Source organism: Variovorax sp. 38R (assembly GCF_014843395.1).
GTDB classification, from domain to species: Bacteria; Pseudomonadota; Gammaproteobacteria; order Burkholderiales; family Burkholderiaceae_C; genus Variovorax; species Variovorax paradoxus_H.
Genome location: NZ_CP062121.1, coordinates 6473082 through 6495158, shown reverse-complemented (window position 1 = coordinate 6495158; position 22077 = coordinate 6473082). Strand labels below are relative to the sequence as shown.

The 22077-nt window shown below is 65.0% G+C and carries 18 protein-coding genes; 10 read left to right on the top strand and 8 right to left on the bottom strand.

Annotated features, from left to right (window positions below; translation table 11 throughout):
- On the bottom strand, nucleotides 1-924 hold the full coding sequence (argC, locus tag IG196_RS30150; RefSeq protein WP_192194172.1) for an N-acetyl-gamma-glutamyl-phosphate reductase: 924 nt from the start codon (nucleotides 922-924) through the stop codon (nucleotides 1-3).
- Nucleotides 925-1131: 207 nt separating this feature from the next.
- Between argC and sucC the strand changes: the two genes are divergently transcribed.
- The 8 genes from sucC (at nucleotide 1132) to IG196_RS30110 (ending at nucleotide 9423) form a co-directional block, all read left to right on the top strand.
- Entirely contained in the window at nucleotides 1132-2298 is a 1167-nt protein-coding gene (gene sucC / locus IG196_RS30145) for an ADP-forming succinate--CoA ligase subunit beta (protein WP_099794140.1), read from the top strand.
- A gap of 10 nt (nucleotides 2299-2308) precedes the next feature.
- Entirely contained in the window at nucleotides 2309-3202 is an 894-nt protein-coding gene (sucD, locus tag IG196_RS30140; protein ID WP_101490797.1) for a succinate--CoA ligase subunit alpha, read from the top strand.
- A gap of 116 nt (nucleotides 3203-3318) precedes the next feature.
- The gene (locus IG196_RS30135; protein WP_101490798.1) at nucleotides 3319-4002 is read left to right on the top strand and encodes a TerC family protein; all 684 of its coding nucleotides are present in this window, start codon (nucleotides 3319-3321) and stop codon (nucleotides 4000-4002) included.
- Between the two features lie 29 nt (nucleotides 4003-4031).
- Complete coding sequence (locus IG196_RS30130; RefSeq protein WP_192194171.1) at nucleotides 4032-4841, top strand: Stp1/IreP family PP2C-type Ser/Thr phosphatase; 810 nt, start codon at nucleotides 4032-4034, stop codon at nucleotides 4839-4841.
- A 73-nt stretch (nucleotides 4842-4914) separates the two neighbouring features.
- Nucleotides 4915-5565, top strand: a complete 651-nt coding sequence (locus IG196_RS30125; RefSeq protein WP_192194170.1) for an FHA domain-containing protein — start codon at nucleotides 4915-4917, stop codon at nucleotides 5563-5565.
- Between the two features lie 72 nt (nucleotides 5566-5637).
- Nucleotides 5638-7899, top strand: coding sequence for a CHASE2 domain-containing protein (locus tag IG196_RS30120; RefSeq protein ID WP_192194169.1), 2262 nt, complete (start codon nucleotides 5638-5640; stop codon nucleotides 7897-7899).
- A gap of 29 nt (nucleotides 7900-7928) precedes the next feature.
- Nucleotides 7929-8732 (top strand): 3',5'-cyclic-nucleotide phosphodiesterase, encoded by an 804-nt coding sequence (locus IG196_RS30115; protein ID WP_192197196.1) that lies wholly within the window; start codon nucleotides 7929-7931, stop codon nucleotides 8730-8732.
- Nucleotides 8733-8934: 202 nt separating this feature from the next.
- The gene (locus tag IG196_RS30110; RefSeq protein WP_192194168.1) at nucleotides 8935-9423 is read left to right on the top strand and encodes a pilin; all 489 of its coding nucleotides are present in this window, start codon (nucleotides 8935-8937) and stop codon (nucleotides 9421-9423) included.
- Nucleotides 9424-10500: 1077 nt separating this feature from the next.
- Here IG196_RS30110 and IG196_RS30105 read toward each other — a convergent pair.
- From IG196_RS30105 to IG196_RS30080, 6 genes are read right to left on the bottom strand one after another with little or no spacing between them, the layout of a single operon-like run.
- Complete coding sequence (locus IG196_RS30105; RefSeq protein ID WP_192194167.1) at nucleotides 10501-14694, bottom strand: PilC/PilY family type IV pilus protein; 4194 nt, start codon at nucleotides 14692-14694, stop codon at nucleotides 10501-10503.
- A gap of 23 nt (nucleotides 14695-14717) precedes the next feature.
- Nucleotides 14718-15299 carry a hypothetical protein gene (locus tag IG196_RS30100; protein WP_192194166.1) on the bottom strand — a complete coding sequence of 194 codons (582 nt, stop codon included), beginning with the start codon at nucleotides 15297-15299 and terminating at the stop codon, nucleotides 14718-14720.
- Between the two features lie 41 nt (nucleotides 15300-15340).
- Nucleotides 15341-16540, bottom strand: a complete 1200-nt coding sequence (locus IG196_RS30095) for a PilW family protein (protein ID WP_192194165.1) — start codon at nucleotides 16538-16540, stop codon at nucleotides 15341-15343.
- On the bottom strand, nucleotides 16537-16890 hold the full coding sequence (gene pilV / locus IG196_RS30090) for a type IV pilus modification protein PilV (RefSeq protein ID WP_412556358.1): 354 nt from the start codon (nucleotides 16888-16890) through the stop codon (nucleotides 16537-16539). The genes IG196_RS30095 and pilV overlap by 4 nt, the downstream gene beginning before the upstream one ends.
- Before the next feature lie 26 nt (nucleotides 16891-16916).
- Complete coding sequence (locus tag IG196_RS30085) at nucleotides 16917-17558, bottom strand: prepilin-type N-terminal cleavage/methylation domain-containing protein (protein ID WP_225616852.1); 642 nt, start codon at nucleotides 17556-17558, stop codon at nucleotides 16917-16919.
- Nucleotides 17552-18190, bottom strand: a complete 639-nt coding sequence (locus tag IG196_RS30080; RefSeq protein WP_192194162.1) for a type IV pilin protein — start codon at nucleotides 18188-18190, stop codon at nucleotides 17552-17554. Before IG196_RS30080 ends, IG196_RS30085 begins: the two co-directional genes overlap by 7 nt.
- Before the next feature lie 49 nt (nucleotides 18191-18239).
- On the opposite strand from IG196_RS30080, the gene IG196_RS30075 reads away from it, so the two are divergent.
- Nucleotides 18240-19949, top strand: a complete 1710-nt coding sequence (locus IG196_RS30075) for a PglL family O-oligosaccharyltransferase (RefSeq protein ID WP_192194161.1) — start codon at nucleotides 18240-18242, stop codon at nucleotides 19947-19949.
- A gap of 10 nt (nucleotides 19950-19959) precedes the next feature.
- Here the strand turns inward: IG196_RS30075 and moaC are convergent, their stop codons facing one another.
- A complete protein-coding gene (gene moaC / locus IG196_RS30070) occupies nucleotides 19960-20448 on the bottom strand; it encodes a cyclic pyranopterin monophosphate synthase MoaC (RefSeq protein WP_101490812.1) in 489 nt (162 codons plus the stop codon).
- 54 nt (nucleotides 20449-20502) lie between these two features.
- On the opposite strand from moaC, the gene IG196_RS30065 reads away from it, so the two are divergent.
- Entirely contained in the window at nucleotides 20503-22074 is a 1572-nt protein-coding gene (locus IG196_RS30065) for a M48 family metalloprotease (protein ID WP_192194160.1), read from the top strand.
- The last annotated feature ends 3 nt before the right edge of the window (nucleotides 22075-22077 follow it).

The window sequence follows — 22077 nt, the reverse complement described above, 5'->3', positions numbered from 1 at the left end:
TCAGAGCGCCAGCATCAGCTTGAGGTTCTGCACCGCGGCGCCGCTGGCGCCCTTGCCCAGGTTGTCCAGGCGCGCGATCACCACGGCGTGGCGGTGGTCCTCGTTCGGGAACACGCGGATCTCCAGCTGGTTGGTGTCGTTGAGCGCCAGCGCGTCGAGCTTGCCGTCGTCGGTCGGCGGCAGCACCTTCACGAACTGCTCGGGCGTGTTGCTCTTGGCATAGTGCGCGGCCAGGGCGTCCTGCAGGTCGCCGGCCTTGGGCTTGCCGGGCAGCAGGTCGAGGTGCAGCGGCAACTGGACCAGCATGCCCTGCTTGAAATTGCCCACCGACGGAATGAAGACCGGGCGGCGCGTGAGGCCGGTGTAGGCCATGATTTCGGGGATGTGCTTGTGCTTCAGGCCCAGCGCGTAGGTCTCGAACAGCGGCGCCTTGCCGGCCTCGTAGTCCTCGATCATGGTGCGGCCGCCGCCGGAGTAGCCGCTCACCGAAGGCAGCGACACCGGGAAATCGGCCGGCAGCAGGCCCGCATCGATCAGCGGACGCACCATGGCGATGGCGCCGGTGGCGTAGCAGCCGGGGTTGCCGACGCGGTCGGCCTGGGCCACGGCCTGCCAGTGGCCTGCGACGAGTTCGGGGAAGCCGAAGACCCAGCCCGGCGCGATGCGGTGGGCGGTCGAGGCGTCGATGATCTTGGGCTTTTGGCCCGGGAGCTGGTCGATCAGCGCGACCGACTCGCGCGCCGCGTCGTCGTGCAGGCACAGCACCACGAGGTCGACGCCGGCCATCAGCTCGCGCTTGGCGGCCACGTCCTTGCGCAGCTCGGGCGCGATGCTCACGAGCTCGATCTGCGGCATTGTCTGCAGCCGCTCGCGAATTTGCAGGCCGGTGGTGCCGGCTTCGCCGTCGATGAAAACCTTGGCCATATCGGAGTATGCGTAGAGTGGCTAGAAGAAAGTACGTATTGACCGCAACCGCACATCAAGTATTGGTGCGGCGCACCATGATACAGTCCGCGGTTGTTCGCCGCCCCCAGCCGTCAGGCTGCCGTCGCCCGCGAACAACAGAGCAGAAACAACAGTCTCACTCCCGATCTCCCGTTCTCAACCTCCTCCTTCCGAGAGACATCCCTCATGAAGATTCACGAGTACCAAGGCAAGGAAATCCTTGCCAAGTTCGGCGTGCCGGTGCCGCGCGGCATTCCGGCCTATACGGTTCAGGAGGCGGTCGAAGCCGCCCAGAAGCTTGGAGGCCCGGTCTGGGTCGTCAAGGCCCAGATTCACGCGGGTGGCCGCGGCAAGGGCGGCGGCGTCAAGGTCGCCAAGTCGATCGAAGACGTCAAGAAGCTGGCTGGCGAGATCCTCGGCATGCAGCTCAAGACGCACCAGACCGGCCCTGAAGGCCAGAAGGTCCGCCGCCTCTACATCGAAGACGGCGCCGACATCAACAAGGAATACTACATTTCGGCCGTGACCGACCGCGCGACGCAGAAGATCGCGTTCATCGCGTCGAGCGAAGGCGGCATGGACATCGAGGAAGTGGCCCATTCCACCCCCGAGAAGATCATCACGGTCTACGCCGACCCCAAGGACGGCCTGACCGACGCGCAAGCCAAGGAAATCGCCGACGGCATCGGCATGCCGGCCGACTCGACCGCGCAAACGGTCGACATCCTGAAGAAGCTCTACGCCTGTTACATGGAGACGGACGCCTCGCTGGTCGAGATCAACCCGCTCAACCGTGACAGCAAGGGCAACGTCATGGCGCTGGACGCCAAGTTCAACTTCGACAGCAACGCGCTGTTCCGTCACCCCGAAATCGTGGCCCTGCGCGACCTCGACGAAGAAGACGCGGCCGAAGTCGAAGCCTCGAAGTTCGACCTCGCCTACATCTCGCTGGACGGCAACATCGGCTGCCTGGTGAACGGTGCCGGCCTGGCCATGGCCACCATGGACACCATCAAGCTGTTCGGCGGCGAGCCGGCCAACTTCCTGGACGTGGGCGGCGGTGCCACCCCCGAGAAGGTCACGGAAGCCTTCAAGATCATGCTGAAGAACAAGAACGTGGAAGCCATCCTCGTGAACATCTTCGGCGGCATCATGAAGTGCGACACCATCGCCACCGGCGTGATCGCAGCCTGCAAGGCCGTGAACCTGCAAGTGCCGCTGGTCGTGCGCATGAAGGGCACCAACGAAGTCGAAGGCAAGAAGCTGCTGGCCGAGTCGGGCCTGCCGATCATCAGCGCCGACACCATGGCGGACGCGGCCCAGAAGGTCGTGGCAGCAGTCAAGAAGGCCTAAGGAACAAGTCATGTCGATCTACATCAACAAAGACACCAAAGTCATCACGCAAGGCATCACCGGCAAGACCGGTCAGTTCCACACCGAAAAGTGCCAGGAATACGCGAACGGCAAGAACGCCTTCGTGGCCGGCGTGAACCCGAAGAAGGCCGGCGAGTCGATCTTCAACATCCCGATCTTCGGTTCGGTGAAGGAAGCCGCCACGCAGACCGGCGCCACCGTGTCGGTGATCTACGTGCCGCCGGCAGGCGCCGCGGCCGCCATCTGGGAAGCTGTCGAAGCCGACCTGGACATGGCGATCTGCATCACCGAAGGCATTCCGGTCCGCGACATGCTCGAAGTGCGCAACCGCATGAAGGCCAAGGAAGCGGCCGGCGGCAAGAAGACCTTGCTGCTGGGCCCGAACTGCCCCGGCCTGATCACGCCCGACGAAATCAAGATCGGCATCATGCCCGGCCACATCCACCGCAAGGGCCGCATCGGCGTGGTCTCGCGCTCGGGCACGCTGACGTACGAAGCCGTGGCTCAACTGACGGAAATCGGCCTGGGCCAATCGTCGGCAGTCGGCATCGGCGGTGACCCGATCAACGGCCTGAAGCACATCGACGTGATGCAAGCCTTCAACGACGATCCCGAAACCGACGCCGTCATCATGATCGGTGAAATCGGCGGCCCGGACGAAGCTGACGCAGCCCGCTGGTGCAAGGACAACATGAAGAAGCCAGTCGTCGGTTTCATCGCCGGTGTCACCGCCCCTCCCGGCAAGCGCATGGGCCACGCCGGCGCGCTGATCTCGGGCGGCGCCGACACGGCCGAAGCCAAGCTCGCCATCATGGAAGAGTGCGGCTTCACTGTGACGCGCAACTTCTCGGAACTGGCAAAGCTGCTCAAGGGCAAGCTCTAAAAAGCACTCGTACCGCTGGCGGCGTTCCCGCCGCTCGCAATACCACGCAGAAATGAAAAAGCGCCCGCATTGAGTTGCGGGCGCTTTTTTAACTACAACACAGTGGAATCAGAGACATGGAACTTCTTCAAAGCACGGACTTCTGGATCGGTCTGATCAAGATCGTCTGGATCAACATCATCCTTTCGGGCGACAACGCCGTCGTGATCGCCATGGCGGCGCGATCGCTGCCGCCCGCGCAACAGAAAAAAGCCGTGCTGTTCGGCTCGGGCGCGGCCGTCGTGCTGCGCATCGTGCTGACGGTGGTGGCGGCCAAGCTGTTGGCGTTGCCCTACCTGCAGATCATCGGCGGCGCCCTGCTGCTCTGGATCGGCCTGCAGCTCTTGAGCGAGGAAGACGACGGCGACGGCGAGTCCAAGGAGTACGGCAGCATGTTCGTGGCCGTGCGGACCATCCTGCTGGCCGACCTGGTGATGAGCCTGGACAACGTGATCGCCGTGGCGGCCGCCGCGCAAGGCAGCATGGTGCTGCTGGTGTTGGGTTTGGCCATCAGCATCCCCTTGGTGATTTTCGGCAGCACGCTCATGATCAAGCTCATGGAACGCTTCCCGATCATCATCATGCTGGGCGCTGCGCTGATCGGCTGGGTCGGCGGCGAGACCATCGTGAGCGACGTGTCGCTGCATGACGCGCTGGCGGCCAACCCCTGGATGCACTACGCGGGCGCAATTGCCGGCGCGGTGCTCGTCGTGGCCCTGGGCCGCTTCCTGCAACGGCGCGCACGCGCTGCTGCGCACTGATACTTTAAAAAAGCGAGCGCTGACAAACGATGGCAGGTGTTGGCGTTTCCCTTTTCTCCAGTCGACCGGCCCTGAGCTGGGAGTTTGCGGCGCTGACCGATGTCGGGCGCCTGCGCGCGCACAACGAAGACGCCGTGCATGTCGATCCGGCCCTCGGCCTGGCGCTGCTGGCCGACGGCATGGGCGGCTACAAGGGTGGCGAGGTGGCCAGTGCCATGGCCATTTCGCTGATGCACGCGAGCTTCGGCCGCTGGTTCGCCCAGGCCGGCATGCAGGCGCCCGCCCGCGTGGTCCGGCGTGCGCTGCAGGCGGCCACCGACGAGGCCAACGGCGCCATCCTCCAAGCGGGCGTTACCCACGAAGAACTGCGGGGTATGGGCACGACCCTGGTGCTGGCGGCGTTTCGCCCGCAGCGCGTGGTGGTCGGCCACATCGGCGATTCGCGCTGCTACCGCCTGCGCAACAACAAGCTGGAGCAGCTCACGCGCGACCATTCACTGCGCCAGCAGCAGCTCGACGCCGGGGCCATCACCCCGGAAGAAGCCCTGAACTCCCCCACCCGCAACCTCGTGACGCGGGCCTTGGGCGTGGAAGCCCAGGTCTTGCTGGAGATGCACGAGCACAGCGCCAGACCGGGCGATCTCTACATGCTGTGCTCCGACGGGCTCAGCGAGATGGTGCCGGATGCGCAGCTTTTCACGCTTTTGACTCGCGATCTCGGGCTCAAGGAGATGGCTTCACTTTTGGTTGCAATTTCAAACGACAATGGCGGACGGGATAACATTTCAGTTGTTCTGGCCAAGGCGGGCGTCAGCGAAGCGACCCGCGGGGCCATGTAGCAGCCAACCCAGGCGGCGGACCGTTTGCGCCGCCTGACGGTGCTGGATCTTTGCAAACGGGGAGTAATCGGCCATGCCGAAGATGATCATTTCGGTCGATGGCGTCGTCATCGGCCAAGTGGCGCTCGCCAAGAATCGCACGACGTTGGGCCGACGCGCCTACAACGACATCGTGATCGACAATCTTGCCGTCAGCGGCGAGCATGCCGTGCTGCACATGAGCGGCGGCGAAGTCGAAATTGAAGATCTCAACAGCACCAACGGCACCTACGTCAATGCGCTGGCCATCCAGAAGCAGGCGCTCCAGGACAACGACGTCATCGAGGTCGGTGGCTGCCGCATCCATTTCCGCTCGCACAGCAACCTCATGGTCGGCCCCGGCTCCGTGCGGGCCTCGCTCTCCGAGTATTCCGCCCCGATGCCGCTCTCGTCGGCGCCCACCGAATCGGGCGCGCTGGTCGAGCTGGGCGTGCCCATGCTGCGCGTGCTCTCGGGCAGCAACGAAGGCCAGGACGTCCCGCTGCAGAAGGTGGTCACCACCATCGGCAAGCCCGGCGTCGCAGTGGCCGTCGTCACGCGTCGCCGTCAGGGCTACGTGGCTGCCACCGTTGTGGGCAGCGTCACGCTCAACGGCGTGCAACTGGGCGCCGAAGCCGTCGCGCTGCAGGAAGGCGACGTGCTCGAACTCGGCGGCGCGACGCGCATGCAGTTCGTCCGGATCTGAGTCGGCTCGGGCGCCCTGCTCCGCTCCCCGTTTTTTCGCCGTCAGGCACCCGTTGTCCAAGGCTGATCAGCCATGAGCGTGTTGCGGCGGCACTGGCCGCGCATCACCATCACGCTGCTGCCAGTGCTGCTGGCGCTGCTCCATGCCACCGGCGCCTGGCGACTGGGCGTGATCGAGCACCTGGACCACCTGATCTACGACGCCCGCCTGCGCGCCACCATGCCGGGCACGCCCGACACGCGGGTCGTGATCGTCGATGTCGACGACGCCAGCCTGGCGCGCGAGGGCCAGTGGCCCTGGCCGCGCGACAAGATCGCCAGCCTCACCACTGAACTGCTGGCCCGCCAGCACGCGGCCGTGCTCGGCTTCGACGTGATGTTTCTCGAGCCCGACCGCAGCTCCGGCCTTGGGCGCCTGAAGGAAATCGCGGCCGGCCCGCTGCGTGATGTGCCGGGCCTTTCCGCCGAGATCGACCAGCTCGCGCCGACCCTCGACCACGACGCGACCCTGGCCCAGGCCCTGCGCGGCCAGCCTGTGGCGCTCGGCTATTACTTCACGCGCACCGAACAGCCCAGCGCCAAGGGGCTGCTGCCGGCGACGCCGGTGCTGCCGCCCGAGGCTTTTCCGCCGAATGCCTCCTTCGTCACGCTCTGGAACGGCTTCGGCGCCAGCCTGCCGGTGCTGGCGCGCGCGGCGCCGGTCGCGGGGTTCCTGAACACCCTGGTCGGTGACGGCGACGACGACGGCGTGATCCGCAGCGTGCCGCTCATCGCGCGCTACGAAGGCGAGCACGCGTCGCCCGGGCACTACGAGTCGCTGGCGCTGGCGGTGTACCGCCTGGCGAACGGCTCGCCGCCGGTGCGGCCGGCGCTCGTGGCCGGCGATGGCAACTTTCCGCGCCTCCAGGCGCTGGTGCTCGGTTCGTTGCGCATCCCGGTCGACCAGAGCGCGAGCCTGCAGGTGCCGTTCCGCGGCCCCGGCGGTCCGCGTGCCGGGTCGTTCCGCTACGTGGCCGCTGCCGACGTGCTCGAAGGCCGCCTGGCGCCGGGCGAGCTCAAGGGCAAGATCGTGCTGCTCGGCGCCACCGCGCCCGGCCTGCAGGACCTGCGCGCCACCCCGGTCGGCGCCGCGTTCCCAGGCGTCGAAGTGCACGCCAACATCGTCTCCGGCTTGCTTGATCAGCGCCTGCTGGCCGTGCCCGACTACGCGCCGGGCTACGAAGTGCTGACCGTGCTGGCGGCGGGGCTGCTGCTCGCGTTCGGGCTGTCGCTGCTGTCCGCATCACGCGCCGTGCTGCTCGGCGTGGGCGTGGTCGCTGCGCTGGTCGGCCTCAACACCTGGCTCTACATCGGCCACAGCCTCGTGCTCCCGCTGGCATCGGCGCTCTTCATGGCGGCGCTGGCTTTCGCGCTCAACATGAGCTGGGGCTACTTCGTCGAATCGCGCGCGCGGCGCGGGCTGGTGCGGCTCTTCGGCACCTACGTGCCGCCGCAGCTGGTCGACGAAATGCTCGTGCGCCCCGGCCGCTACAGCATGCGCGCCGAGAGCAAGGAGATGACCGTGATGTTCTGCGACATGCGCGACTTCACCCGGTTGTCCGAGCAGATGGCACCGGCCGAATTGCAGGCCTTCCTGAACACCGTCTTCAGCCGGCTCACCGAGGTGATCAGCGCGCACCGCGGCACCGTCGACAAATACATGGGCGACTGCGTCATGGCTTTCTGGGGCGCGCCGATCGACACCCCCGACCACGCCGCGCTCGCCGTGCAGGCCGCGCTCGACATGGCCACCGCCGTGCACGACATCAACCGCCAGCACCGCGCGAGCGGCCGTCCCGAAATCAGCGCCGGCATTGGTCTGAACAGCGGCCTCATGAGCGTCGGCGACATGGGCTCCACCGCGCGCCGCAGCTATACCGTCGTCGGCGACGCGGTCAATCTCGCGGCGCGGCTGGAGGGCTTGAGTGGACACTACGGCGTCGAGATCGTGGCCAGCGGCGCGACCCGCGAGGCGGCGCCCGGCTTCATCTGGCAGGAACTCGACAGCGTGCGCGTCAAGGGCAAGGCCCAGGCCGTCGCCATCTACACCCCGCTTTCGGCGCAGGCCGGCGCCGAGGCGCAGGACACGACGCGGCAGCAGCTCGACCGCTGGAACCAGGTGCTCGCTGCCTACCGCCGCCAGGATTGGGCGCTGGGCCGAAACTTGCTGGCTCCCCTGCTCGCCGCGGATGCCAAAAAAGTCCTTTACCAGCTCTATGCCCAGCGTTTAGCCTCGATGGCGCTACGCCCGCAAGACCCGGACTGGGACGGCGCCACCCGGTTCGACACCAAATGACGACAGACGCAACCAAGGGGTCTTCCACAATGCAGGTACGCGTGCTGGGTTGCTCGGGCGCCATCGCCAAGGACTGCCGCACCACCTCGTTCCTGGTCGATGCGGACCTGCTCGTGGACGCCGGCACGGGCGTCGGCGATCTCACCCTCGACGAGATGGCCGCCATCGACGACGTGGTGCTCACCCACTCGCACCTCGACCACATCGCCGCCCTGCCCCTGATGCTTGACGCCGTCGGCAGCCGCCGCACCCGGCCGTTGCGCGTGCACGCCCTGGCAGCCACCATCGACGCGCTGCGGGCACACGTGTTCAACAACGTCATCTGGCCGAATTTCGAACGCATTCCCAGCCCCGAATCGCCGTTCGTGAGCTTTCACGAGATCGCGGTCGGGCAACGCCTCGCGCTGGGCAGCGACGCCCCCAAGCTGATCGAGGTGCTGCCGGCGGTCCACACCGTGCCGGCCTGCGGCTTCGCCATCCGCCGGGCCGAAGGCGGCGCCCACTGGGTCTTCAGCGGCGACACCGAGCGCAACCCGCCTTTCTGGGAGCGCATCAACGCCATCGACGTGGCGATGCTGGTCATCGAGACGGCTTTCAGCTCCCGCGAAGAGGCTTTGGCCGAACGCAGCCTGCACCTGTCACCGGTGGCGCTGGCGCACGAGCTGGCGCAGATCGACCCGGGCAAGCAATACCCGATCTACATCACCCACACCAAGCCGGCGGAGACCGAAGAAATCATGAGCCAGATCGAGATGCTGGCGGGGCGGGAAGTGGCAGGGCTGGCGCAGCGGGATATCCGCTGGCTCAAGGCGAACGGGGTGCTGACCTTTTGATCGGGCCCGGTCGGGCATGACAAATTTGTCGACACAATTGGCATCTGAGTGCGAGTTGTGTCACATCATGTAACTATCTTGTGACCAAAGTCGGCCCAAAAGAGGGCTGCAGGGCGGGGAAGCCGGGTGGCACGGATGCTGCGGAAGTTATCCCGCTCCGGGCTGGTTCCCGGGCTCTACAAACCAACCTGGAGTTAATCGAATGAACCGTCGTTCTATCGCACGCAATGTGCAAAAGGGTTTCACCCTGATCGAATTGATGATCGTTGTGGCGATCATTGGTATCTTGGCTGCTGTTGCGCTGCCGGCGTATCAGGATTACGTCGCACGCGCCCAAGTGACAGAAGCAATCTCCTTGGCAGAAGGCCAGCGGATCGCTGTGACGGAGAAGTTCACGCAAGACGCGACCTGTGCCACCAACACCGACGCGGCCACAGCCAAAGCGTCTAGCATGGCCGTCGATACGGACATCAAGGGCAAGTATGTGCTGAAGACGACTGCGGGCGGCACCGCTGCTGCTGGCGGCGGCTGCACCATCGTTGCAACGATGCAAGGCTCTGGCGTTGCCACCCCCCTGATTTCCAAGACCCTCACGCTGACCCTGAGCAATGCCGACACGGGTTCGTTCGTGTGGACATGCACCTCCAACATTCTTCAGAAGTACGTCCCCAAGACCTGCACTGGCGCGTAATTCTTGCGCTAGCTGGAAGCCGCCTTCGGGCGGCTTTTTTGCGTCTGCTGATCTGTCCTGCTCAAGATTGACACCTTTCCCTCAAAGGAAAGTCAACGGGAGAGAAAGGCGAGTTCACGGCACAAGAGCGCTACAGCATCCGGAGCGCTCGACGGCACTGGTGTGGCTGCGCAAGCATGCTCGGTGTTCGGCATCATCCGAAAAAACGGGGAAAGACGAGTCGGACTCCAATTTCCAACAGCGTCATTTGCCGATGCAAGGGGCTCGGCTCGTTTCGGCTCGTTGACACGTAGGCGCTCATCGACAGCGCGGTCTTCTGCCGTCGATTCCGAATTCGCCCGATGCGCGCCTGCACGCCTCCTCCCACGAAGCCGGCCCTGCACTAACACCGCCGCAGAAACACTTGAACACCCCGATCCGCCAGATCCGAAAAGGCCCGTCTGACGCTGACGGCGTGGCACGGCGGCATCGGAACCTACTGCTAGGCCCATGCGCAAGAACGGCTGCCGATGGAAGACAACCTAGGTCGCACGCAGGCAATGAACGTTCGCACTGGACGAACTGGTGTGCGCCGCCAGCGAACTGCTGCATGCGCACGGCGGCAACGGCGATGAACGACTCAAGGCGCTGTTCGCCGCGTAATTTTCCACAAGCTCGCCACGGCCCTGCACCCGACTGCGAAACCGACGCGTAGCAGCGCGACGTCAAGGCGGCGCTGATCCAGAAGACGAACCAAGCCTATGCCGCCAATGACCTGCACGCGTTGCTGGAGTTGCAACAACAGATCGAGAAAATGGATGCCAGCTACATCGCGAGCGCCTGGAGATCGGGGTGTCGAGATGCGGTTCTGCGTCGACCACGGGCTTACGCCCGGGCAACACCATCAACCCGCGCAAGTTGGCCAACTGCTTGAGCAGAGCCACCGGCAGTTGCGTTGGCTCACGCAGCGGGCAGCGCTGCGTGAACCGGTGTACAGATTCCTCGTCTTTGAGAGGAAAGGCCGAGCCGCTCCTGATCAGAGGGGTGGACTTAAGGTCGCAGACCGATACGCGCTGACCTACGCCGCCACGCTCTTCCTCAATCCACCGTAGGCACTTCTCGCCAATTAAGAAGCCGCAACCCCAACGCACCAGGCAATTTAATGGGGTTGTTCTGCATGTTTCCCTTCACATCCCCGCTGACCAGCCGCGTAGAACCATCGACGCTGAGGAAGCGCACGTCGTTCACCGCCGCACCCGCTGCCGCATAAGCAATCAGGTTGCCGTTGGCGTCCACCAACGCCGACCTGCCTGTACCGAAGTCGATGGCATAGACACGGCTGGTGCCCGAGGGGGCGCAGGCGTCGCCTGCGGTCTGCAGGGTGGAGAACGCGACCACGCCGCTGTACGAGGTCGATGCATTGACCGCGCGCCAGCCGACTCTGTTGGTCACGCCCAGGTTGATGTACCAGCCGCGGCTGGTCGCCGTCAGTGCAATGCCTTGCGTCAAATCGGCTACTGCCTGCAGGTTGCTGCGCGCAATGGGGAAGTTGCCAGTGCCGACCGGGGTGAACGCGCTGGCTGTGCCGTCGATGAGAGCGTAGTAGCTTTGCTCCTGGGCTGACTGAATGTCGCTGGCGTCCAGCAAGCGGCCCGTGCCCACCAGCACGAAGCGCTTCTTCGTCAATGGCTGGATCTCGATCAACGGCTGCGTGGTGATCGGCTGCGCTTGGGGCGTCGTCGCGCCATCGGTGAGATTGGCAATGCGGGTGGGCGCGGGGTAAGTGGTTGTGTCGGCCCTGGCCGCCGTGAGATCAAAGCGCCACACCTGTCCGTTGAGATCGCCTGCATACACGGCATCGGCGGTGCCATCGGAAAAGTCCTGCACATAGGCCGACGCCTGCGCCATGCCTTCGGAGGCCGTCGGCGTGCTGATCTTCTGGATCAGCTGGCCGTTGGTCGGATTCACGATGTAAAGGTGGCTGCTCGTTCCGCCGCCGTTGTAGCCGCTGGTAAAGATCACCACCCAGCCGTGCTTTCGCGTCTTGACGACCACGGGGGCGCCGAAGCTGTAGCCCATGTCGGCTTCGGTGAATTCCCAGAGCACCTTGGGAGCGACTTTGGCCTCGGTGTTCATGTCCGCTGGATTGGTCACATCAAGGGCGTAGAAGCCCTTGCCTCCTTTGCCCAGCCCGCCGATCAGGACCGTGCGCCAATCCGATGTGGCGGCGGTCGTCGTGGTGAAGGTGCCGCCGGCGCTGTTGAAGTCGATGTCGAAGGTGGAGGGCGTGGCATCGACGAAAAAGCGGTGCTGGTAGTACGGGTTGCCCAGCTGCGACAGCAATCCGTCCGTGTCGGCTGAGGCCGCCTTCGCAAAGAGGAAGCTCGGCACATAGGCGAATTGCTCCTTGCCAGCATCCGTGCCAGTCAGTGCGCCGTTGAAGGCATGGACCATGCCGTCGTTGGCGCCGGCGTACACCATCACCGGTCGATCTTTCCAGGTCGTCTTGAAGGCCGCATAGCCAGGGTTGACCGAATCGGAGTAGGGCAGTGCCGGAGGGCCGGCCGGTGTCACCTTGGCGTTCACGATGTCGCCCAGCCGCAGGTCGCGCATCCGGTAAGCCTTGCTGGCATCGGTGGCAGTGCGTTCGTTGGTGCGGTCGCCGCGCAGCCAGTTGACGTAGTTCTCGGCATCGTTGCCGCTGACGTAGCTGGTGTTCATCAGCGCCTGTTGCTCTACCGTCAGGCTGCCATAACGGAAGGCCACACCGCCCGCGGCGCCGCGCGTCACGACGTTGCGGCCGGTGTTCCACCCGGTGCCGGTCAGTTGTTCTTCGAGCTTGGTCTTGCTTTCCCATACCAGGGTTGCAGAGGGATCGCCGTTGCTGTTGAAGGTGAGCCGGCTGGCGCTGAGAAGACCCGTCCAGTTCTTCGAGTCATATTGCGCCGCGTAGGAGGCGGCGCCGGTGGACGATACCTGCGCGCTCGAGAGCGAGAACGAGGTGGTGTAGGCGGAAATTTCGTTCGAGATCCGTTCAAAAGCCTGCTTCAGGCCGGCCACCATGGTGTCGGGCTGTCCGGCTGCGAAATAGTTGTCGGGACGGGGTACCGTCACGGCCGTGTTTCGCGTGTCTGTCAGCGTGTCGCCGGTGGTCGACCACCAGTCCAGGGGAATGGTCCCGGCGAAGGTGTAGGGGTCGAAATCGGCCGGCAGCTTCTTCTGGTTCAGCCCGCCGAACTTCGCGGCCAGGTAGAACTTGTTGTTCCGGGAGAAGGGCTGTTCCAGAACGTCCACCCAATAGGTCTGTACGGTCTGCTTGCCAACCAGATCGGGTCGAATGTCCTTGGCGTTGGCTTCGAAGGCCAAGCCGGCCATGTAGTCGGTCGAGTAGCTCGAACCCGTGGCGGCGGTTGCCTTGCCGGCGCCCATGCCCTGAAGAAACTTGGCATTGTTCGTGGACTTGACTGCGTCGAACATGGGATCCCCCGTGCTCACCTCGGTGGGCATGGTCGGCTCATGGTCTGTCAACGAATTGCCCGGAACGTTCTTGTCGCGGTGGGTATAGATATCTCCGATACCCAGGACGAAGTTGCGTTGGCAGCTGTACTGAACGGGGTCCGCTGCCTTCCAGTCGGTGATCGCCGGAAAGCCATCCAGGTAGGTTGTCTTCGTGGCCTTGCTGGCGTCGGTCATGGATGTCCACGACGGCACATTCTCCAGGCCTCGCAGGTACCGCAAGGCGGCGTAATACAGTTCGTTGACGGGGTCGATGCTCTTGTAGTTGCCCGGCAGGAGCTGGCCGAACTTGTTGAGGTAGTTCATCACGCCGCTGTCGGCAATCGGCACGCGGTTGGTCACTGCTTCCGCGCTGGCATCGGTCGTAGCGTCAGCGTCCGTTTTATCCGGGTTGCGCAGCATCTGGCCGGTGTCGGCGGTCCACTCCTTCTTGGTGTTGTCGCTCGGAGCCTGGCCCGGCTCAGGCTTGGTCGGGCCGACGAATTTCTGGCGCGCGCGCAGCACACCGCCGTCGCGGTATTCATTGCCGTCGTTCAGATAGCCCAAGGCGCTGAAGCGCATCTTGTCCGCGTACTGCTGGATCAAGCCCTCGGGCTTCCATCCGTCACGGTACTGCTTGCAGTTGGCTTCCAAGCCCACGGTGGCATCGCAGACCTTCGCGCGCATGGTGTAGTCCTGCGTCGACGCGGCGCCCACAGCGGAAGAGAACAGCGTGTAGTTGTTCTGCCCGGGTGGCTGCCAGTTCAGGCGCATCACGGCCCCACCGCCTTGTTCGAAGTACTTGAGCTCCAGGTCGTAGCTTTGTCCAGCCACCAGGTTGATGGAGCCTTCGCGGTTCTCGGTACCGTGCGGCGTCCAGTCGTTGATCAGCAAGGTGCCATTGACCTTCAGCAGCACGCCGTCGTCCGAGGAGGTCTGGAACTTGTAGGTGCCCGTGGAAGGCGCGATACCCGAGTAGGTATAGATCGCGGTGAAATTGTCATTCGGCACGTTGTTGCCGGGACCGCCGTTGCCCCAGCTGTGGTCGATGCTGTCGTTGGTGTTCGTCCACTTGAGTGTGTCGGGCGTCGGGGTCTGGCTCACACCGGCGTAGTACTGTCCGCGCACGCCAGTGGTCATGACCAGCTGCATCGCGAAGCCCCGGCCATCGACGATGACCCGCATCGTCTTGGCATCCGAAAAAGGCGTTGCCCCGGCCACCTCAGTCAACGGCAGCCGACCTTCGGTCCGGGCGTCCTGATTGCGCTCCGGGTAATAGCTGCCTTGCCCGGAATGCCAGCCCTTCTCGACGATGGTCTCGGTCGGGGTATCGACGACACGGCGCCCACCCGTCATCGCCCAGCGAAAAGGGTCGATGGCCGTAAGGGTCGCCCAATTGAGAAAGTTGCCGCTCCACTTCCCGCTGCAGATCCGGTTCGTGGTCACGCTCACGGGCTGGAAATAGCTGGAGTCTCCTTTGTCCAGAGGAATCACCGTGCCGCCGTCGGTCGTCACCTGGTTGGTGTTTTTCTTGTATTCGTAGCACTTCAACGGATCGAAGTAGCCCAGGAAGTTGCGCGTGCTGGTGTAGTCGGCAACATGCGCCACGCGCGTTGCCGTGGGGTATTCCACCGACAGGCTGAGCGCGAGGTTGCCGGGCACTTCCGACGTGGAAAAGATTGGCTGGTTTGCCAGCGCGGTTGTCGCGATGGCCGGCAGCGGAGCGGTGACGAGCGCCAGTGCCAGCACGCTGCACGAAACGGCGCGCAGCCGGGGATATCGGGTCAAGGCAATCATGAAGGGTTCCCGGAGCTGGTTATTTATTGTTCGGGCCTGGCGAAAGAGGCTTGCAGGAACACCTGCGTGTCACGGGGGCCGGTCACACGCATGCTCAGGCGATAGGTGGTCGAAGGCGGTGGCGGGAGACGCGTTGCCATTTCCTGGCTGCTGCCGCCGCGCACATCATTCGCCGCGGGCGGAAAAACGCAGCCCGCAGGGCCCTGCGTGCCGGGTGACGAGGCTGCGCTGCACAGCCGGTCGATCACATAGCGGATCGTGACCTTTGCCGCGTCGTTCTTGAGGTCGTTGTCAGCCTCGCCGATGGTATTGAACACCGTGTTATTCAGCAGCGCGGTGGGCACGCCGCTATCGTTGGTTTCGAGCGTCGTTGCGCTGTAGTTCGCCGATTTCAGGTTGCTGTTGCGGGCTGCAGCGGTGCTCAAACTCCCGCTGCCGCTGAACCTGCTGAGCACCGTAGCGATGGCCTGTTCGCCCTGATTGACGAGGTCGCGCTTGAAGGCAAGGTTGCCCGCGCTGCTGAGCGAAGTGTTCATGGAGCGAATCACGGCCACGCCGCCCGCAAGCAGGATGACCAGCACGACCAGCGCGAAGAGCAGAACCACGCCGCGTTGGCGCGAGCGGGGCGAGAGCGATCGATGTCTCATCATGATGTTGGGAGCAAAAGCATGTTGCGAAGCGGCACGGTGAACTCAACCACCCGGTGGTTGAAATGCAGGTCGTCGCCGGAGATCGCGTACGACTCGTTGAGCGCGTCGGGCAGGTCGTCGAACAGCGTCAAGCTGCTCTTCGACACGACCTCTTTTTCGTAGTTGGTACTTCTCAACACCATGGCCACGCGCACCGCCAGAACGCGACGCACCTTGGCGGGTGTGCTCATCATTTGCTCGATGTTGTAGGCCGTGTCGTTCGGCTTTACCCAGGCATCGTTCGTGAGATCGAAGTTGCCGTCTTCGTTCTTGTCGATGGCGTAGACGGCACGCAGCGCAACCACGCCATCGGCAATGCCTTGCTGCGCAAGTTCATCGCGTTTGGCTGCGGTGTCGCCTCCTGCGTTTTGCATGAGGTCGTAGCTCACCAGTGTCCGGTCCGCGTTGACGCTGAACATCTGCAGTTGCAGGTTGTTCGCGGTCAGGTTGCCGATGGGCGTGAAGAAGGCCGTGCCATCTGCGACGAACGTGGCGAGATCGGTGTTGTCCGCCTGGCCTCTTGGGGCGTAGTAGGTGCCGCCAAGCGGCAGGTTGTCATTGCCGGCCGAATCCAGGAATGCCGGACTGGCATGCACCTGCTCGACCAGGCAATCCGGGGTGCCATTGCGGCTGAGCAGGCCGATGTCGCCCTGGCGCAGCCCGATGGTGTTGTCCAGCCGCAGCTTGTTGGTTGCACTGCCGATCGAACGCACGGGGCGCGCGATGTCGCCAGCGGACGAGTTGCCCCCCATGACGATCAGCACGTCGGAGCCCGAAGCCGGCCGGTAGATCAACACCGGCGCCATGCGCACCGCCTGGGGAACGCCAGCGAACGGCGCGGGAAATGCCGTGGTGCGCGGCAAGACGGCGTCGCTGCCGCGTTTGATATTCAGCTGGCAGCCGAAGATGCCCAGGTCCCAGGCTTGCGTGAAGCCCGAGCCCGCGCTGCGCAGTGCGCGGTCCAGTACATAGGCGGCGTAGTTGCCGGATTGGTTGGCGTCGTTGAACGAGGTGGTGCTGCGTTTGCGGCTCTCGCCCACGATGACCATGCTGGTGACCGCCAGCGTGACCACCAGGCCGATCGCCATGGCGACCAGCAGCTCGATCAGCGTGACGCCACCTGTGCGGCGGCGGCTATGCAAAGTCACGCGGTTCATGGCAGCACCACCCGTGTCGTGAGTCGACTCTTGGTGCTGGCGCCCGGTGATTGCCACTCGATCGTCACGTCTGCCTGGCGGCCGGTCACCTCGTATTTGCCCTCGCCACCGGGCAGGCCGCTCTTGGTCGCGTCCTTGACCTTGTCCTGCCATGCGGTCTCGACACCCGCCGGAACCGTGGGCGTGCGTCGCAACCACATCTCGTTGACCAATTCATTGGCCAGCAAGGCAGCGCGGTTGCGGTCTTCAGTGTCCATCGATAGCTGAATGGCGCGTGACTGCAAGCCGACGAGGCCCAGGATGCCAACCGAAAAAATAAGAACGGCCATCAGCACTTCGATCAGGGCCACGCCCCGTTGATGCCTGGAGTGGTAAGTCATGATGAGGCGGGGCACCCGTCGGGATGGGCGTTGGACATCGTCTTCTTGGGGTCGCACATGCGCACCTGTCCGCCGAGCGCCACGAGAACGCGCAGGGGCCGGTCAGCGCCGTCGAGTTGGATGTCGAAGATGGGGGGGGTCGCTGCGTCGACGCTGCAGGTGGCGCCGCCCGTCAGCGTGCTGAACGCGGAGGTGGTGTTGGGCACGAGCCGACCCACCGAGTTGAAGCACACGACGGCGGGACCGGTGATCGTCACGCCGGCACCGACATCGGTCAGGATGCCCGAGGAAACGAACTCGCTGCTTTCGCCTGCCATGGAGGGCAGGGCGCGAACCGTCCAGTGGTTGCCGTCGGTCTTTGCCGTGAATGCCGAACTGTCGGCCGTGGGTTTGCTGTCGGTCAGCGCGAAGACGACTTGGCGGCTGCGCCGAAGCGACTCGCTTTGTGCCTCGCGCAAGCCATTCTGGAGCGCCTCGCTGACCGCCCGCACCTTGCTGTTGCGCACCCACTCCATCATCGACGGCGCGGACAGCATCATGAGAATGGCCAGCAGGGTCACGGTGACCATGAGCTCGACCAATGTGAAGCCAAAGCTTTCATGCCGGCCAATCCGCTGACTGCTCAGGCGAATCAGCACGATTGCCCCTTCTTCAAGACCCATGCAGTGGCACAAGTACTCCAACCCGAAACGCCTGTGATGGTCGTCGAACGGCTGTCGGCCTGGTCGATGGTGTAGACGAAGGGGCTGGTGCTGCCGCTGCCCGTGGCCTCCAGCACATAGGTGGTGGCGGTGGGCGTGCCGGTTTTGCAGGCCAGCGTGAAGGTGCCAGCTTTTCGCTTGGATGCATCTACCGCGCAGGGCGTGGTGACGGCGGTGGCGCCGGTGCCGACGGTTTGGTAGGTACGGTTGTCCTGAAAGTGGCGCTCCATGTTGGCGCGCATGGCCGCCAAGCCGTTGGTAGCCTCCACGATCTGGCCGCGCAGAACGTAGTCCCGGTAGCTCGGAATGGCAATGGCCGCCAGGATCCCGATGATCGCCACAGTGATCATCACTTCGATGAGAGTGAAGCCAGAGGCGCGACGACGCTGATGGGAGGATGTCGATTGCAAAGTCGTACCTTTCGGAAAGAGGGCCCCGTTCCGGCGCCTGGCTCGAATGCACGAGCGAAAAGATTTGGAAACAATTGGTGAAGAATTGTCTTTATTTGTTGGCGATTGAGAATTCCGCCCGTCCTCGGCGGCCTGCCGCTTGTCGGATCCAGCGGTCATCGATGCGGCGACTTGGGGCGTACCCGGCGGGCAAGGGCGGGCGGTTCCAATGACCTTTGTCGCTGTCCCCGCCCAACCTCTTTCGCGCGACCCCGCGACCCAGGTGATTCAGATCCTTCGCGCGTGCCTCGTGGCATTTCCGTTCTTGTGCCCATTCGTCGCGGGCCCCTCTGCCGGTGCGTGGCAACTGTTCGCTTCCGGCCTGTGCGCTGCGCTGTTCTTGTCTTTGACTCCGAGCGGAGGTTCGATGGCCCGGGGTTTGATGGCGTGGCTGGGCCTGTGCGTCGCCGTCATCGCGTTGTCGAGCCAAGGCGCCATGGACGCGAGGCTGCTGGCGTGTGCCGTGCTGGTGGCCGTCGGGTTGTCGGCTTTTGCGGGAGGGGGCTTGGTCCGAACGCCCCTGGCCGCGCGGGCGCTGGCGTGGGGTGTGCTGGCCACAGCGGTCATCAATGCCGTCGTTGGCCTGTTGCAGTACTACAACCTTGCCGAGGCGCTCCTGCCTTGGGTCACCTCCCCCACGGGAGGCCGCGCCTGGGGTACCTTGCGCCAGCGCAACCAATTTGCCACGCTGATCAGCCTCGGGCTTGTGGCTGCTCTGTGGCTCTACGCGACTCGCAAATCGCAGCGTAGTCCGGTGCTGATGGGAGGCGTTGGCGTGCTCCTTCTGGTCGCGACGGCGGCTTCTGGCTCGCGCACCGGCCTGCTGCAAATCATGTTGATTGCTGGCGGGGCGAGCCTTGTGGCGTGGCGGCAGCGCCGTACAGAGCGCCCGTCTGGAACGTTCAGCTTGCCGCATCCGCTCGCGCTGTTGTCCATGCTCCCGCTCTACTTCGTCGCGAATTGGCTGCTGCCCCGGTTGGGCGGCGGCGGTAGCGGAAAAACCGGTGCTTCAGCTGGCGCTTTGGTCCAGCGCCTTGACCCCGCTACTCTTGGGGGCGACAGCCGCCTGACGCTGTGGCGCAACGTGCTTTCGCTCATCAGCGAGCGCCCCCTCACCGGCTGGGGCTGGGGCGAACTGAGCTTCGCCCACTTCGTCACGCTGTACGACGGCCCGCGTTTCCCCGTAATCCTCGACAACGCCCACAACCTGCCGCTGCACCTCGCGGTCGAGCTGGGCATTCCGGCGGCGTTGCTGATCTGTGGCGGATTTCTCTGGATGGTGTGTGCGGCGAAGCCCTGGCGCGAGCGTGACCCCTTGCGGCTGATGGCGTGGGGCTTGCTCGGCGTCATCCTCTTGCACAGCCTGCTTGAGTACCCGCTCTGGTATGGCCCGTTCCAGCTGGTATTCGGCCTGTGCCTCGGCATCCTGTGGCCAGGATCGCTCAAGCGCCCGAAAGCAAGCAGCAGAAAAATCGCCGCCTTCGCCGCCGCAGCCTGGATCGCCGTCATCGGCTACGCCGCCTGGGACTACACCCGCGTCAGCCAGATCTACCTGCCGCGCGAGGCGCGCCTGCCGGCCTACCGCGACGACACGCTCGCCAAACTCCAGGGCTCGTGGCTGTTCTCACGCCAGGTGGATTTCGCCGAGTTGACGCTCACCGCCGTCACGCCCGCAAATGCTGCGCAGATGCACGCCCTGGCCGCGCGTGTCGTGCATTTCTCGCCCGAGCCGCGCGTCATCGTCAAGCTGATCGAAAGTGCCGAGCTGGTGGGCCGCGATGCCGAGGCTCACATGTGGGCACAACGCTTCCGTGCGGCGTTCCCTATCGAGTTCGCCCGCTGGCTGGAAGACCGCCCGGACGACGCGCCCGAGCTGTAGCCGCGCGGGCTCAGCCCGTCGTCGCGACGTAGCTTCCCGACTTCCCGCCGTGCTTCTCCAGCACATGCACGTCGGTGATCCGCATCCCGCGGTCGACGGCCTTGCACATGTCGTAGATGGTGAGCAGCGCGACCTGCACGGCGGTCAGGGCTTCCATTTCCACGCCGGTCGGGCCGACGGTCTCGACGGTCGCGGTGCAGGCCACCTGCGGCGCCTGGCCGCCCTCGGCGAGTGCGAAGGCCACGGCCACGCGGGTCAGCGCGAGCGGGTGGCACAGCGGGATCAGGTCGCTGGTCTTCTTGGCCGCCTGGATGCCGGCGATGCGCGCGATGCCCAGCACGTCGCCCTTCTTGGCGGTGCCCGATTCGATCAGCGCGAGCGTCGCGGGCTGCATCTCGATGCGGCCGGTGGCCACGGCCACGCGGTGGGTGGCGGGCTTGGCCGCCACGTCGACCATGTGGGCCTGGCCTTGGGCATCGAAGTGGGTGAGGGTGCTCATCGGTGAACGTTCGTTTTGAAGATGCATCATACGAGCCCGAGCCACAGACGAGGAATGCCGCGCTTGACTCCCTCTTCCCCCAAGAAAACACGCCCGACGCCCCTCCGGCATGCGGTGTGCGCTACCTTTTTGATAGCTTCCCAGGTGCTGCTGCCGGTCCCCGCGCTGGCGCAGGTGCAGCAGATCCTGCCGGGCCTCGGTGACGGCGGCGAGATGACGGCGAGCGCCGAGCGCCAGCTGGGCGACCAGATCGTGCGCGAGCTGTACCGCGACACCGACTACATCGACGACCCGGTGATCGCCGCCTACGTGCAGGACATCTGGCAGCGCCTGCTCGCCGCGGCACGCGCGCGCGGCGAGCTCACGCCCGAGCTCGACGAGCGCTTCGCCTGGACCATCCTGCTGGGGCGCGACCGCAACATCAACGCTTTCGCGCTGCCGGGCGGTTACCTCGGGCTGAACCTGGGGCTGCTGGCCGCGGTCGGCAGCCGCGACGAACTGGCGACGGTGCTGGGGCACGAGCTGTCGCACGTCACGCAGCGCCACATCTCGCGCATCATGAGCAAGCAGGGCAAGCAGATGCCTTTGATGATTGCTGGCCTGATCCTCGGGATGATCGCGGCCAGCAAGAGCCGCAATTCCGACGCCGGCCAGGCGGTGATCATGGGCAGCCAGGCGCTGTTCATGCAGAACCAGCTGAGCTTCTCGCGCGACATGGAGCGCGAGGCCGACCGCATCGGCTTCGGCGTGATGACGCAGGCGGGCTTTGCGCCGCAGGGCGCCGCGGCGATGTTCGAGAAGCTGCAGTACGCCTCGCGCCTGAACGACAACGGCTCGTACCCCTACCTGCGCAGCCACCCGCTGACGACCGAGCGCATCTCGGACATGCAGGGCCGCTTCCAGTTCCGCGCCGATGCCGCACCGCCGGTGGTACCGCTGGTGATGGACCACGCGATGGTCGCTTCGCGCGCCCGCGTGCTGACGCGCCCCGGCGTCGACGTGCTGCGGCTGTGGGTCAACGCGGCGTCGAGCGGCGAGTTCGCGGGCAGTTCACCGGCGCAGCAGGCGGGCACGCTCTACGCGGCAGCGATGTCGGCCAAGGAGCTGCGCGATTTCAAGGCGGCGCGCGCGCTGGCCGAGCGGCTCGTGGCGCGCACGGCCGACGATGCGGCCGCGAGCAAGCAGGCGCGCTGGCTGCAGGCCGAGATCGAACTCGCGGGCGGCGGCGCGCCTCGCGCGGCGGCGTTGCTCGACGCCAAGTCGAAGGAGCGGCCCGAGATGATCCTCGCGGCCGAAGCCGCGATCGCCCAGCACCAGCCCGCGCCGATGGTGCCCGTGCTGCGCGACTGGGTCGCCGTTCACCCGCGCGACGCCACGGTCTGGCGCACGCTGGCCAATCTGTACGGTGCGCAGAACGACACGCTGCGCGCGATTCGCGCCGATGCTGAGGCCAACGTGGCGATCCTCGATTACCCGGCGGCGCGCGACCGCTTCAAGGCGGCGCAGGAACTGATCCGCAAGTCGGGCGGGCCCATCGACCACTACGAGGCGTCGATCGTCGACACGCGCGCGCGCGCCGTCGACGTGCTGGTCAAGCAGCAGGCCGAGGAGCCGCCGCTGAAGTGATGA

Bases quoted from the DNA above. Each gene is read 5' to 3' on its own strand.
- argC (WP_192194172.1), bottom strand. From the start codon at position 924: ATGGCCAAGGTTTTCATCGACGGCGAAGCCGGCACCACCGGCCTGCAA.
- sucC (WP_099794140.1), top strand. From the start codon at position 1,132: ATGAAGATTCACGAGTACCAAGGCAAGGAAATCCTTGCCAAGTTCGGC.
- sucD (WP_101490797.1), top strand. From the start codon at position 2,309: ATGTCGATCTACATCAACAAAGACACCAAAGTCATCACGCAAGGCATC.
- IG196_RS30135 (WP_101490798.1), top strand. From the start codon at position 3,319: ATGGAACTTCTTCAAAGCACGGACTTCTGGATCGGTCTGATCAAGATC.
- IG196_RS30130 (WP_192194171.1), top strand. From the start codon at position 4,032: ATGGCAGGTGTTGGCGTTTCCCTTTTCTCCAGTCGACCGGCCCTGAGC.
- IG196_RS30125 (WP_192194170.1), top strand. From the start codon at position 4,915: ATGCCGAAGATGATCATTTCGGTCGATGGCGTCGTCATCGGCCAAGTG.
- IG196_RS30120 (WP_192194169.1), top strand. From the start codon at position 5,638: ATGAGCGTGTTGCGGCGGCACTGGCCGCGCATCACCATCACGCTGCTG.
- IG196_RS30115 (WP_192197196.1), top strand. From the start codon at position 7,929: ATGCAGGTACGCGTGCTGGGTTGCTCGGGCGCCATCGCCAAGGACTGC.
- IG196_RS30110 (WP_192194168.1), top strand. From the start codon at position 8,935: ATGAACCGTCGTTCTATCGCACGCAATGTGCAAAAGGGTTTCACCCTG.
- IG196_RS30105 (WP_192194167.1), bottom strand. From the start codon at position 14,694: ATGATTGCCTTGACCCGATATCCCCGGCTGCGCGCCGTTTCGTGCAGC.
- IG196_RS30095 (WP_192194165.1), bottom strand. From the start codon at position 16,540: ATGAACCGCGTGACTTTGCATAGCCGCCGCCGCACAGGTGGCGTCACG.
- IG196_RS30080 (WP_192194162.1), bottom strand. From the start codon at position 18,190: ATGACCGCTGGATCCGACAAGCGGCAGGCCGCCGAGGACGGGCGGAAT.
- IG196_RS30075 (WP_192194161.1), top strand. From the start codon at position 18,240: ATGACCTTTGTCGCTGTCCCCGCCCAACCTCTTTCGCGCGACCCCGCG.
- moaC (WP_101490812.1), bottom strand. From the start codon at position 20,448: ATGAGCACCCTCACCCACTTCGATGCCCAAGGCCAGGCCCACATGGTC.
- IG196_RS30065 (WP_192194160.1), top strand. From the start codon at position 20,503: ATGCCGCGCTTGACTCCCTCTTCCCCCAAGAAAACACGCCCGACGCCC.